Origin of the sequence: Pseudomonas sp. R5(2019), from assembly GCF_009905435.1 — a bacterium.
In the GTDB taxonomy this organism is placed as follows: Bacteria; Pseudomonadota; Gammaproteobacteria; order Pseudomonadales; family Pseudomonadaceae; genus Aquipseudomonas.
Genome location: NZ_JAAAMT010000002.1, coordinates 31591 through 43920, shown reverse-complemented (window position 1 = coordinate 43920; position 12330 = coordinate 31591). Strand labels below are relative to the sequence as shown.

Here is a 12330-nt window from a genome sequence, read left to right as displayed (position 1 = left end):
ATGAGCAAGCGCGACAATCGGGTCAATCGCTGGGTGCACGGCTGTGCCGACCGCCTGCTGGCATGGCGCAAGGCACTGATGCTGGTGTTCCTGCTGATCACCGCAGCGCTGGGCTACAGCGCAACGCATCTGCGCCTGGACCCAGGCTTCAACAAGCAGATACCCATCACTCACCCCTACATGCAGAGCTTCTTGCGCTACAGCGAGATTTTCTCCGGGGCCAACAGCGTGCTGGTCAGCGTGCGCTGGAAAGGTGAGGGCGATATCTACAACAAGGCCTTCCTGCAAACACTGAAGAACGTCACCGACGACGTGTTTTTCATCCCCGGTGTGCGCCGCGCCAGCGTGCGCTCGCTGTTCACCCCCGACGTGCGCTACATCGAGATCACCGAAGACGGTTACTTCGGCGACGTGGTGGTGCCACCGCATTTCAGCGGTACGCCCAAGGACCTGGAACAGGTGCGCAGCAACACCGCGCGTTCCGGGCAGATTGGCGCGCTGGTGGCCAACGACTTCAGCGCCGCGATGGTTCGGGCCGACTTGCAGGAGTTCAACCCGGAGACTGGTGAGCGGGTCTCTTACGTCAAGATCGCCGCGCAGCTGGAAGCGATCCGGGCCAAGTATGACAACGCCGATATCGAGCTGAATATCGTCGGCTTCTCCAAGCTGGTCGGCGATGTGGTCGATGGCCTGTTCGTGGTGGTCGGCTTCTTTATCATGGCGTTCTTTATTACCGCGGCCCTGCTCTGGCTGTACTGCCGTTCGATCAAGCTGACCGTGGTCTCGCTGGTGGTGGCGATGCTGCCGGTGGTCTGGCTGCTGGGCTTGCTGCCGCTGATGGGGCTGGGTATCGACCCGATGTCGATCCTGGTGCCGTTCCTGATTTTTTCCATCGGCGTGTCCCATGCCGTGCAGATGACCAACGCCTGGAAACAGGATGTGCTGGCCGGCAGCGATTCGGTGCAGGCGGCGCGCTCGGCGTTCTGCAAGATCTTCATTCCCGGCGCCCTGGCCTTGCTGATGAATGCCCTGGGCTTTGGTGTGATCATGCTGATCGACATTCCCATCGTCCATGAGCTGGGGGTCACCGCCTGCATCGGCGTGATGCTGATGATCGTCACCAACAAGATGATGCTGCCGATCATCATCTCGCACCTGACCCTTGAGCCTGGCTCGGCACACACCAACTACATCGCCCCCGGCCACAAGCATCGGCTGTGGTGGCGGCTGTCGGTGGTGGCCGAGCCCAAGCCTGCATTGCTGGTGTTTGCCATCAGCCTGGCGTTGCTGGTCGGTGGCACGCTGACAAGCCGCGAGCTGGTGGTAGGCGATGTCGGCACCGGGGCACCGGAGCTGCGCAGCGACTCGCGCTACAACCGCGACAACGCCAACATCATTGACCGTTATTCCATCGGCCTGGACGTGCTGGCGGTCTACATGCAAGCCCCCCAGGTCAAGGAAGCCTGCCTGGACCCGGACGTCATGCGCGCCATCGAAGAGCTCGACTTCAAGGCCCGCAGCCTGCCGGGTGTGCAGTCGGTGCAGAGCGTGGCGAGCATGGGCAAGGTGACCATCTCCGGCAACAACGAAGGCAACCCGCGCTGGGCCGCCATCCCCGGTTCCGAGCGCGGCCTGCAGCCAGGTTCCCAGGCCTACACCAGTTCTCATGGGCTGGTGGTCGACGGTTGCGGCACCATGCAGATTCTGGTGTTTCTCAACAACCACGATGGCGCCACGGTGGCCCAGGTGGTCGCCGGGCTTGAGCGCATTATTGCGGCCATCGAGCAGCCGAAGGTGCAGTTCCACCTGGCCGGTGGCAACGTCGGGGTCATGGCGGCCTCGAACGAGGCGGTCAAGCGGGCCGAGGTACAGATGCACGCCGCGTTGCTCGGTTCGGTGGCGCTGTTCTGCTGGCTGACCTTCCGCTCCTTGCGCGCGGTGCTGTGCATCATCACGCCACTGGCGATTGTCGCCACCTTGTGCAACGCCATGATGGCGACCCTGGACATTGGCCTGAAAGTCGCGACGCTGCCGGTCCTGGCCTTGGGGGTCGGTGTGGGGGTGGACTACGGCATCTACCTGTATGAGCGCATGCAGCATGAACTGGCCAGCGGCAAGGACCTGCGCAACGCCTTCTACGAGGCCATGTGCCAACGCGGCACCGCCGCCTTGTTCACCGCCTTCACCATGTCCATCGGCGTGGGCACCTGGGCGTTTGCACCGCTCAAGTTCCAGGCCGACATGGGCATCCTGCTGGCATTCATGTTCCTGGTGAACGTGTTCGGCGCGATCTTCCTGCTGCCTGGGCTGGCGGCCTGGTTCCACCGCTCGCGGGCGCTGGTGGCGGTGGAACCTGCAAGCCAGGCGACTGCAGCAGCGGGTCATCGGACGGGCGCCGTGTCGGGCCGCTTGTTGAAGTAGGACGCTGTGGTTAGAGTGGCTTACTGCCTGGACCGGGCAGCGAGCCGAGTCCATGAACAAAAACAATAATGCCGACACCCGCACGCGCGAGGTGATCGGCCAATGAGGTTCACGTCATGCGTTCGATGTCTTTGGTGGCGCCTGTGGTACAACCGCAAATCTCGATGTTCGACTATGACCGGCTGGTTCGCGCGATTCATGAAGGTGGCCTGGAGAACCAGGCGCTGAGCGTGGCGCTGGAAGCCTTGCGCGTACAATTCGATGCCAACTACGTGACCCTGATCCTGCGCATTCCCGGCGTCGAGGATATCGGCCTGATGATGGTGGTCGGCAATTTCGAGGCCCATGGCCAGGTGACCTACCTGACTTACCGTCACTCCATCACGCCGTTCGCGCGCCAACCGGTTGACACCGTGTTCACCGAGCAAGACGTGATGACCGACGAACAGTGGGTCTCGTGCAGCTACTTCCTCGATTGCTGCCGTAGCTACGACGTGCGCCACATCATGGGCGTGAACGTTTCCACCGTTGATGAAGGCGTGTTGCGCCTGCGCATCACCCGATCCAGCGAGGGGGCGAGTTTTGACAGCGCAGACCGCGCGCTCTGCGCCCTGCTGATTCCGCACCTGCGCCAGAGTCTGCACGTGCACAACCTGCTGGGCCGCAGCGAGTCGCTGGGTGAGCTGTATGCACAGGCGATCAACCGGCTGTCGCTGGCCTCCATCGTGCTGGACGAGTCCGGTTTCGTGCTGCAACTCAATGACGTGGCCCGCAGCCTGCTGGACCAGGCCGACGGGTTGAAACTGGTCGGTGGCCGGCTGGAAGCCACTTATCCCAGCGACAACCGCGAACTGCACAAACTGCTGCATGGTGCCTTCGACCAGGCCCACCAACAGGGAGCGCGGGATTCGCGCGAAGTGCTGTCGATTTCCCGGCCGTCGGGCGAGGTCAACCTTGGGGTAGTGGTGGAAGCCATTCCGGCGCAAGGCTGGGGCGAGGGCAAGGGCCAGCCGCGGGTGGTGGTGTATGTGCGCGATGCGGTGGGCAAGTCCCAGGCCAACAACGGCGTCGCCAAGCAACTGTTCAACTTCACCCCGGCGGAAACCGCACTGGCGCTCGAGTTGGCCAACGGCCTGTCGCTGGAAGAGGCGGCGGAAGAGCTGGGAATCATGCGCAACACCGCGCGGGCGCACCTGCGCGCGATCTTCTCCAAGACCGGGGTACGACGCCAGGCCGAGCTGGTGCGGGTGATGCTCAACAGCGTGGTGAGTCTGGGGGCCAATGGCATGACGCCGTTGCAGCGCCCGGCCGAAGCCGCACCACGGCCGGAGCTCAAGCGCGTTCGGTAGAATCGGTGTTGCGCCCAGCCCTTCTGGTCTGAATTGACGATGCTAGTCCCCGCGGTCCGGCGCCATGCTGGTGACCGGACCCCAGGAGATCGTCAATGAACAAGGTAGCTTTCATTACCGGCGCCAGCCGTGGCATTGGCCGCGAAACGGCGCTGGAATTCGCCCGCCAGGGCTTCGATGTGGCCATCAGCGCCCGCACCCTGGAAGAAGGCGAGCGTCATGCCCACGCCCTGAGCCACGCCGATGGCGCCCCGCTGGCGGGCAGTCTGCGCGGCACCGCAGCCGCCATCGAAGCCCTCGGTCGCCGGGCCTGGATCATTCCCATGGACTTGCTCGATGCCACCTCGGTCACTGCCGCTGCCGAGCAGGTGCTGCGCGAGGCCGGGCGGGTCGATGTACTGGTCAACAATGCGATCTACCAGGGCAGCGACCTGAATCTGCCGTTGTTGCAGCTGACCGCCGACACCCTCGAGCGCATCTACCGCGCCTACTTGCTGGCCCCGGTGCTGCTCTGCCAGGCGCTGGCGCGGCACATGCTCGAGCGCGGCGATGGGGTGATCATCAACGTCACCTCCGGGGCGGGCGAGAGCAACCCGCCGGTGCCCGCCGGGCAAGGCGGCTGGGGGTATGCCTATGGGGCCGGCAAGGCCATGGTCTCGCGCCTCTCGGGTGTGCTGGCCGTCGAGCTGGGCGGTGCCGGGCTGCGGGCCTACACGATCAACCCTGGGGTGGTTCGCACCGAAGCCTTGCAGGCGACCATTGGCGAACAAGGCGTGATCGCCCTGCGCAACGGCTCGGCCCCGCCCAGCGTGCCGGCCCAGGTGATGCGCTGGCTGGCGCTTGAAGACCGGGAAGGCAAGCATCAGCGCCGCACCATCAACGTCCAGCCCTTCGCCCTGGAGCAACGGATCGTGGCCGATTGGCGCGAACCTAGTCCACTTGAAGGATGAGCACGCCAGCGGGCTTGGCGATCATTCCCTGACAACGATGTGGTCTTTGGCCCACCGACAAGAATGAGAATGAGGACCTTGAGATGACCCAACTGATCGATATCAAGCCGGTCGCCGAGACCGCGGACTATCGCTACGCCCGCGGCTGGCACTGCCTGGGCGAGGCTGACAGCTTTCGCGATGGCAAGCTGCACACCCTGAATATCTTTGGCGGTCGCCTGGTCGGCTTCGCCAATCAGGCCGGCGAGATCAGCGTGCTGGATGCCTATTGCCCGCACATGGGCGCCGACCTGTCGCAAGGCGAGCTGGTCAATGGCCGGGTGGTCTGCCCCTTCCACCACTGGGCCTACGAGGCCAACGGCCGTTGCAGCGAGATCCCCTACTGCAAGCGCATTCCACCCAAGGCCAAGACCCGCCGTTGGCTGACCTGCGAAGTCAACAAACTGCTGTTTATCTGGAACAACCCGGAAGGCAATCCACCGGCGCAGGGGGTCGAGATTCCTTACCTGCCGGAAATCGACAGCGACGAGTGGTCCAGCGACTGGCACATCGACCTGCTGACGATCGAGACCCACCCGCGCGAGCTGGTCGATAACCTGGCCGATGCCCAGCACTTCGGCCCGGTGCACGGCACGCCGGTGAAGTACTTCGCCAACGTATTCGAAGGCCATATTGGCCATCAGATTTTCCACGGCGATTCGGAGCGCCTGGGCGGTGACCTGGTGGCGGATAGCGCTTACTACGGCCCGGCCACCCACTTCACACGCATGCGCGCCGAGTTCGACGGCATGACCGTGCACTCGATCCTGCTCAACTGCCATGTGCCGGTCACGCCCAACAGCTTCGAATTGCGCTTTGGCGTATTGGTGAAGAAGGTGCCGGGCTGGAGCGAAGAGCAAAACCGCGCCCTGGCGCTGGAGTACGTGCAAAACAACCGCACTTCGTTCTACCAGGACGTCGACATCTGGAAGACCAAGACCCGGGTCGAGGCGCCGGTGCTGGCCGAGGGCGATGGGCCGATCTACCAGCTGCGCGACTGGTATAGCCAGTTTTACATGGACGAGGCGCAGGTGCCGGCGGAGTGGGCGCAGCGTCGGGAGATCATCACTGCCGATCATCGTTGACCTGACTGGCAAACCAAGGCTTGCCTCAATGCCAGTCAGTTAAGGCATTGAACGACATAAACCCTGTGGGAGCGGATTTATCCGCGAATCCAGACACCGCGGTTTTTCTGGTATTGCGCGGTGCCTTCATTCGCGGATAAATCCGCTCCCACTAGAAGCAAGCGCTGCTACAGCGCAGGTAGTTGGGCTTGTGGTATTTTCCTGCCCTGTGCGCAGAGAAGGAAAGCAGGCTGTGAGTACCAAGATCATCACGAAGGAAGGCTTCGACGCGCTGAAAAAGGAGCTTGACTACCTCTGGCGCGAACACCGTCCCGATATCACCCAGAAGGTCGCCTGGGCCGCTTCGCTGGGCGACCGCAGCGAAAACGCCGACTACCAGTACAACAAGAAGCTGCTGCGCGAAATTGACCGCCGCGTCCGCTACCTGCGCAAGCGCCTGGAAGACATGCGCGTGGTGGAATACTCCCCCGAGCAGGACGGCCGGGTGTTTTTCGGTGCCTGGGTCGAGATCGAGAACGAAGAAGGGGAACTGAAGAAGTTCCGTATCGTCGGTTATGACGAGATTTATGGGCGCATGGACTACATATCCATCGATTCACCCATGGCCCGGGCCCTGCTCAAGAAAGAAGTCGGGGACGAGGTCATCGTCCCCACGCCTTCAGGCGACATGTGCTGGTGGGTGAATGACATCCACTACCTCCCCAAGCCTGATTGAATCCACTCACCCTTCGCGCAATACGGTCAGTGGGCCGGTGTTCAAGGCCCGGCGGGTGCCGTAGATCCCGGCACCGCCGACCAGCACAGCGCCCGCCACGGGCAACAGCAACAGCCAGGGGTGCGGTGTCCACGCAAGGTCCAGTGCGTAGCGGTAGAGCACCAGGCTGATCACCTCGCAACCGATCGCCGCCAGCAGGCCGCTGGTGGCGCCCAACAGGCCAAACTCGATCCGCCGGGTCTTGAGCAACAGGCGCCGTTCGGCACCCAGGGCCCGCAGCAGCGCGCCCTGGCGAATACGTTCATCCAGGGTCGCCTGCAGGCCGGCGAAGAGCACGGCCAGGCCCGCCGCCAGCACAAACAACAGCACGTATTCAACGGCCAGGGTGACTTGCGCGAGGATGCTGCGCAGCTGCGCCAGCAACGCTTCGACTTCCAGAATGGTCACTGCCGGGAAGGTCCGGGACAACGCCACCACTTGCTGGTCGTGGCCGGGCGCCAGGTAGAAGCTGGTCAGGTAGGTGGTCGGCAGGTCTTGCAGGGTGCCGGGCTGGAAGATCATGTAGAAATTGGGCTGGAAGTTGTCCCAGTTGACCTGGCGCAGGCTGGTGACGCGGGCCTCGCGGATCATGCCGCCGACGTTGAAGGTCATGCGGTCGCCCAGATTGAGCTTGAGGCTGGTGGCCAGTTCCGATTCCACCGAGACACCGGGCAGGTCATCGGCCTTGATGTCGGTCCACCAGCTGCCGGAGATCAGGGCGTTGCCGCTGGGCAGCTCGGTGGCCCAGGTCAGGCTTAAATCGCGCTGGATCGCGCGGTCGCCGCTGGAGTCCTTGCTGACGATCTGGCGGACCGCTTCGCCGTTTATCTGCGTCAGGCGGCCGGGAATGACCGGGTACAGCGGCGCCGCCTGTGTCGAAAAATCGCTGAGCTGGGCGGCGAAGTTGTCCTTGTCGGCGGGGAGGATGTTCAGCGCGAAATAGTTGGGCGCATCCTTGGGCAACTGGTTTTGCCAGGTGTCGAGCAGCTCGCCGCGCAGTAGCGCGATCAGCGCCATCGCCAGCAGGATCAGGCCGAAGGCCAGCGCCTGGCCGGCCGCCGCCAGCGGATGACGCAGCAGCTGGCCCAGGCCTAGTCGCCAGGGCAGCGAGGCCCCGGCCAAGGCCCGGCGCAGGGTGCGCAGGCCGAGCAGCAACACCCCCCCGAGCAGCACTGAAGCGACCAGCCCGCCGCCCAACAGGGCGAAGGTCAGGACCAGATCCAGGCTCAGCCGCCACATGATCAGGGTCAAGGCCAGCAGCGCCGCGCCATAAATCAGCCAGCTGCTGGGCGGGACTGGCAGCAGGTCGCGGCGCAGCACCCGCAAGGGCGGCACCCGGCCCAGCGCGGCCAGTGGCGGCAGGGCAAACCCGGTCAGTGCCACCAGCCCGGTGGCGATGCCCGCCAGCGCCGGGAGCACGCCGCCGGGCGGTACCTCGGCCGGCAACAGGCCTTGGAGCAACTGAAACAGCACCAGTTGCGCCAGCCAGCCGAGCAACGCACCGGCCACGCTGGCGACCAGACCCAGCGCGGCCAACTGCATGCAGAACAGGCTCAAGGCCTGCCGACGCGACAGGCCCAGGCAGCGCAGCAGGGCGCTGGCGTCAAAGCGGCGGCTGGCAAAGCGGCTGGCACACAAGGCCACGGCCACGCCAGAGAGCAGCACCGCGACCAGGCTGGCCATGTTCAGGTAGCGTTCGGCCTTGCCCAGCGCGCCGCCGATCTGGCGGTTGCCGTCGCGCGAATCCTGCAGGCGCTGATGGGGTTCAAGGGTCGCTTTGATGGCATTGCGATAGACCAGCAGTGCCTCGGGGTTGCCGCGCCAGAGTTCCCGGTAGGTCACTCGGCTGCCGGGCTGGACCACGCCCGTGGCGCCCAGGTCGTCGAGGTTGATCAGCACGCGCGGGGTAAGGCTGTAAAAGTTGCCGGCGCGGTCCGGCTCGTGGGTCAGTACCCGGGTCATGCGCAGGGACTTCATGCCGACGTCGATGCTGTCGCCGACCTTCAGGTTCAGTGCCGCCAACAGCCGCGGCTCGACCCAGGCTTCTCCGGGCGCCGGCCCGCCGCCACTGACTTCGGGCCCATAAGGTTCGGCCGCGCTCCTGAGCTCGCCGCGAAGCGGGTAGGTGTTGTCGGCGGCCTTGATGCTCGACAGCTGGATACCGTTGTCGGTGGCCACCACGCTTGAGAATTCGACCACGCTGGCGTGGGTCAGGCCCTGGTCGACACCGCTGCGGATCTGTTCTGGCCGCGCTGGGGATGAGCCTTGAAGGATCAAGTCAGCGCCGAGAAATTCGGTGGCCCGCAACAACATGGCACCATTGAGGCGGGCGCCGAAATAGCCGATGGCGGTGCTGGCGGCCACCGCCACCACAAGGGCGAAAAACAGCACCCGCAGTTCCGTGGCGCGGGCATCGCGCCAGAGTTGCCGCATGGCCAGGCCGAACAAGCGCGAGGGAGGTGTCATCAGGGCTCCAGAGGGCCGACCAGGCGGCCGGCGTCCAGGCGGATCTGGCGATGGCAGCGGTGCGCCAGTCGCTCGTCATGGGTCACCAGCACCAGGGTGGTGCCGCGTTCCTTGTTCAGTTCGAACAGCAGATCGCTGATGCGTTCGCCCGTGTGGCTGTCGAGATTGCCGGTCGGCTCGTCGGCGAACAGCACCGACGGCTCGGCGGCAAAAGCCCGGGCGATGGCGACGCGCTGTTGCTCACCACCGGACAGCTGGCGTGGCGAATGGGTCAGGCGCTGGGCCAGGCCCACGCGCTCCAGCAGGTGCCGGGCCTGGGAGCGGGCATCCTTGCGGCCATCGAGCTCCAGCGGCAACATGACGTTTTCCAGGGCGTTGAGGCTGTCGAGCAATTGAAACGACTGGAACACAAAGCCGACATGCTCGGCCCGCACCTGGGCGCGTTGGTCCTCATCCAGAGTGCTCAGGTCGTTGCCGGCCAGAACCACCGCGCCAACGCTGGGCAGGTCGAGGCCAGCCAATAGACCGAGCAGGGTCGACTTGCCCGAGCCCGAGGCGCCGACAATGGCCAGGCTGTCGCCTCGGGCCAATTCCAGCGAGAGTGAGTGCAGAATGGTCAGATCGCCTTCCGCGCTGGGAACCACTTTGCTAAGGTTCCGCGCAGTGAGAATGCTTGCGCCCATGGAGAGTCCGTATGCGAGTGTGGTTAGTGAGTGCCGGTCTGGCCATGCTGTGCCTGGCCCAAGGCGCAGCGGCGGGGACCGTCCTGGTCGTTGGCGATAGTATCAGCGCGGCTTTCGGCCTGGATACCCGCCAGGGGTGGGTCGCGTTACTGCAGCAACGCCTTGAAACCGAGGGTTTCGACGATAAGGTGGTCAATGCCTCCATCAGCGGCGACACCAGCGCCGGGGGCCAGGCGCGGCTGCCGGCGCTGCTTGCCGAGCATAAGCCGAGCCTGGTGATCCTTGAGCTGGGAGGCAACGATGGCCTTCGTGGCCAACAGCCAGCGCAATTGCAACAAAATCTTGCCTCGATGGTGGATCGCTCCCGGGAGGCGGGCGCCAAGGTCTTGCTGCTGGGCATGCAACTGCCACCCAATTACGGCGCGCGCTATACCCAGGCCTTTGCCGGTGTCTACAAACAGCTGGCCTTCGATAAAAAACTGCCGTGGGTGCCGTTTTTTCTCGAAGGGGTCGGTGGCGTGCCGGAGCTGATGCAGGCCGACGGTATTCATCCCGCCCAGGGGGCGCAGGGCAAGTTGCTGGAAAATGTCTGGCCGACGCTAAAACCGCTGCTTTGAGCTTTTCTATGGACCGGCTTTGGGCTAAGGTGGCGCCCCCCGATCTGGAGCCCTCGATGTCGCGTCCCGCCTGGTCCCTTTACGCCTACAAACTGATCGAACCTGACGAGCAGCTGGACCTGTTCGCCTGTCAGGAGGTGAGGGTGCACCTGGTCGCACGTCAACTGGAACTCGGGGGCTCGGCCGACCGCACATTGTGCGGGACCCTGCTGCCCGCTCAACCACGCTGGTTGGGCGTGGAGTCTGCCATTTATCGCGACAAACGGTTATGCAAACTGTGTCGCGCCATCCTCGACGCGCAACGGCGCGGCACCCGGCCTATCTGGCCTGAGCTCTGATCAGCGGCGCCGAATGGGCGGCGCGGCAGTGCACCTCCCGAATTTTCGGATGGCGGTGTACAATCGATGCCTTGACTTAATCGAATTTGCGAAGGATTTTCCGGATGTTGCCGCGTTTTTCCGCCGTTACCCGTTGCCTTTCCGTGGCCGCTTTGTTCGCGACAGGTTCTGCATCGGCCCTGGAGCTTCCTCTGCCGCCTCCTGGCGAGGACATCGTTGGCCAGATCCAGACGATCCAGGCCAAGTATGAAGATACTTTTGCCGACATCGGTACCGCCAACGACCTTGGCTATCTGGAAATGGTAGCAGCCAACCCGGGTGTCGACGCCTGGCTGCCGGGCGCCGGCTCCGAAATCATCCTGCCGACCCGCTTCATCCTGCCGCCGGGCCCACGTGAAGGCATCGTGATCAACCTGGCTGAATACCGGATGTACTACTTCCCCAAAGGCCAGAACGTGGTGCATACCTACCCGCTGGGCATTGGTCGCGAAGGCTGGGGTTCGCCGATTGCGCAAACCAGGGTCGCGGCCAAGACCCCGAACCCGAGCTGGACGCCGCCGGCCTCCATCCGTGCCGAGCACGCGGCTGACGGCGACCCGCTGCCAAGCGTGGTCCCGGCCGGCCCGGATAACCCGCTGGGGCCGTTCAAGTTCACCCTGGGCTTACCGGGCTACCTGATTCACGGCTCGAACAAGAAGTTTGGCATCGGCATGCGCACCAGCCACGGTTGCTTCCGCATGTTCAACAACAACGTGCTGGAACTGGCGGGCATGGCCCCGGTCGGCACGCCGGTGCGCATCATCAACGAACCCTACAAGTTCGGTGTGAGCGGCGGCAAGGTCTACTTGGAAGCGCACACTCCGCTGGACGACAAGGGTGACCCATCGGTGGTGGATAAACACACCGCAGTGATCAATGCCTTGCTCAGCCGCAAGGATCTGGGCGAGAACCTGCAAATGAACTGGGACCTGGTACGTGACGTGATTGCTGCCGAAGATGGCATGCCGGTCGAGATTGCTGTACCGGGCCAGGCGCCGATGATTTCGAGCGCGCCGGTCGAGTTGGAGTAACTGCCTTGTCAGCCTCTGGCCCGTGAGCCGGGTGAGAGGCCTTGGCGCTGAATTAAGTCCAGCGCCCAATAAAAAAGCCGACCCACGAATGGATCGGCTTTTTTTTTTGCAATAACCCCGAAGGATTATTACTTGCGGCTAGCTTTTTCCAGCATACGCAGAGCGCGCTCGTTAGCTTCGTCAGCAGTCTGTTGAGCTTTTTGAGCTGCAGCCAGAGCTTCATCAGCTTTGCGATACGCTTCGTCAGCACGAGCTTGTGCACGAGCTGCTGCGTCTTCGGTAGCAGTCAGGCGAGCTTCGGTTTCTTTAGATACGCTGCTGCAACCGGTAGCCAGAACTGCGGCCAGAGCCAGAGCAGAGAATTTCAGAACGTTGTTCATCGTGTTCCCCTTCAAGGACTTTCTATTAATAGCCATCTCTCGTGAGTGAGAAAATAGCCGGCGTACATAGTACCCATTACTTGTAGTAAGTAAACTGACTGAGCGCAAGAACTGCGAAAAAATCTACGCTTTTTGCACTAGTGATTGAACACCTTGAGCAAAAAACCAGCAACCGGCT

At 63.5% G+C, this 12330-nt stretch carries 11 protein-coding genes; 8 read left to right on the top strand and 3 right to left on the bottom strand.

Features of this window, described 5'->3' with window-relative positions:
• From GUY40_RS01820 to greB, 5 genes are all read left to right on the top strand, one after another.
• On the top strand, positions 1–2421 hold the full coding sequence (locus GUY40_RS01820; RefSeq protein WP_166567227.1) for an RND family transporter: 2421 nt from the start codon (positions 1–3) through the stop codon (positions 2419–2421).
• Positions 2422–2537: 116 nt separating this feature from the next.
• Positions 2538–3770 (top strand): helix-turn-helix transcriptional regulator, encoded by a 1233-nt coding sequence (locus GUY40_RS01815; protein ID WP_256675625.1) that lies wholly within the window; start codon positions 2538–2540, stop codon positions 3768–3770.
• A 95-nt stretch (positions 3771–3865) separates the two neighbouring features.
• Positions 3866–4720, top strand: coding sequence for an SDR family NAD(P)-dependent oxidoreductase (locus GUY40_RS01810; protein ID WP_166567226.1), 855 nt, complete (start codon positions 3866–3868; stop codon positions 4718–4720).
• An 83-nt stretch (positions 4721–4803) separates the two neighbouring features.
• Positions 4804–5844: a Rieske 2Fe-2S domain-containing protein gene (locus GUY40_RS01805; protein WP_166567225.1), complete on the top strand. Its 1041-nt coding sequence runs from the start codon at positions 4804–4806 to the stop codon at positions 5842–5844.
• Positions 5845–6076: 232 nt separating this feature from the next.
• Entirely contained in the window at positions 6077–6559 is a 483-nt protein-coding gene (gene greB / locus GUY40_RS01800) for a transcription elongation factor GreB (protein ID WP_166567224.1), read from the top strand.
• A gap of 6 nt (positions 6560–6565) precedes the next feature.
• Here the strand turns inward: greB and GUY40_RS01795 are convergent, their stop codons facing one another.
• Complete coding sequence (locus tag GUY40_RS01795; protein WP_166567223.1) at positions 6566–9064, bottom strand: ABC transporter permease; 2499 nt, start codon at positions 9062–9064, stop codon at positions 6566–6568.
• Positions 9064–9747, bottom strand: a complete 684-nt coding sequence (locus tag GUY40_RS01790) for an ABC transporter ATP-binding protein (protein ID WP_166567222.1) — start codon at positions 9745–9747, stop codon at positions 9064–9066. The genes GUY40_RS01795 and GUY40_RS01790 overlap by 1 nt, the downstream gene beginning before the upstream one ends.
• Before the next feature lie 11 nt (positions 9748–9758).
• On the opposite strand from GUY40_RS01790, the gene GUY40_RS01785 reads away from it, so the two are divergent.
• From GUY40_RS01785 to GUY40_RS01775, 3 genes are all read left to right on the top strand, one after another.
• Entirely contained in the window at positions 9759–10364 is a 606-nt protein-coding gene (locus GUY40_RS01785) for an arylesterase (RefSeq protein WP_166567221.1), read from the top strand.
• 56 nt (positions 10365–10420) lie between these two features.
• Positions 10421–10702: a hypothetical protein gene (locus GUY40_RS01780; RefSeq protein ID WP_166567220.1), complete on the top strand. Its 282-nt coding sequence runs from the start codon at positions 10421–10423 to the stop codon at positions 10700–10702.
• 104 nt (positions 10703–10806) lie between these two features.
• Entirely contained in the window at positions 10807–11772 is a 966-nt protein-coding gene (locus GUY40_RS01775) for a L,D-transpeptidase family protein (RefSeq protein WP_166567219.1), read from the top strand.
• 128 nt (positions 11773–11900) lie between these two features.
• On the opposite strand, the gene oprI is transcribed toward GUY40_RS01775, so the two are convergent.
• Positions 11901–12152 (bottom strand): outer membrane lipoprotei OprI, encoded by a 252-nt coding sequence (gene oprI / locus GUY40_RS01770; RefSeq protein WP_003448337.1) that lies wholly within the window; start codon positions 12150–12152, stop codon positions 11901–11903.
• Positions 12153–12330 lie beyond the last annotated feature (178 nt).

Bases quoted from the DNA above. Each gene is read 5' to 3' on its own strand.
- GUY40_RS01775 (WP_166567219.1), top strand. From the start codon at position 10,807: ATGTTGCCGCGTTTTTCCGCCGTTACCCGTTGCCTTTCCGTGGCCGCT.
- GUY40_RS01780 (WP_166567220.1), top strand. From the start codon at position 10,421: ATGTCGCGTCCCGCCTGGTCCCTTTACGCCTACAAACTGATCGAACCT.
- GUY40_RS01795 (WP_166567223.1), bottom strand. From the start codon at position 9,064: ATGACACCTCCCTCGCGCTTGTTCGGCCTGGCCATGCGGCAACTCTGG.
- oprI (WP_003448337.1), bottom strand. From the start codon at position 12,152: ATGAACAACGTTCTGAAATTCTCTGCTCTGGCTCTGGCCGCAGTTCTG.
- GUY40_RS01820 (WP_166567227.1), top strand. From the start codon at position 1: ATGAGCAAGCGCGACAATCGGGTCAATCGCTGGGTGCACGGCTGTGCC.
- GUY40_RS01790 (WP_166567222.1), bottom strand. From the start codon at position 9,747: ATGGGCGCAAGCATTCTCACTGCGCGGAACCTTAGCAAAGTGGTTCCC.
- GUY40_RS01810 (WP_166567226.1), top strand. From the start codon at position 3,866: ATGAACAAGGTAGCTTTCATTACCGGCGCCAGCCGTGGCATTGGCCGC.
- GUY40_RS01785 (WP_166567221.1), top strand. From the start codon at position 9,759: ATGCGAGTGTGGTTAGTGAGTGCCGGTCTGGCCATGCTGTGCCTGGCC.
- GUY40_RS01805 (WP_166567225.1), top strand. From the start codon at position 4,804: ATGACCCAACTGATCGATATCAAGCCGGTCGCCGAGACCGCGGACTAT.
- GUY40_RS01815 (WP_256675625.1), top strand. From the start codon at position 2,538: ATGCGTTCGATGTCTTTGGTGGCGCCTGTGGTACAACCGCAAATCTCG.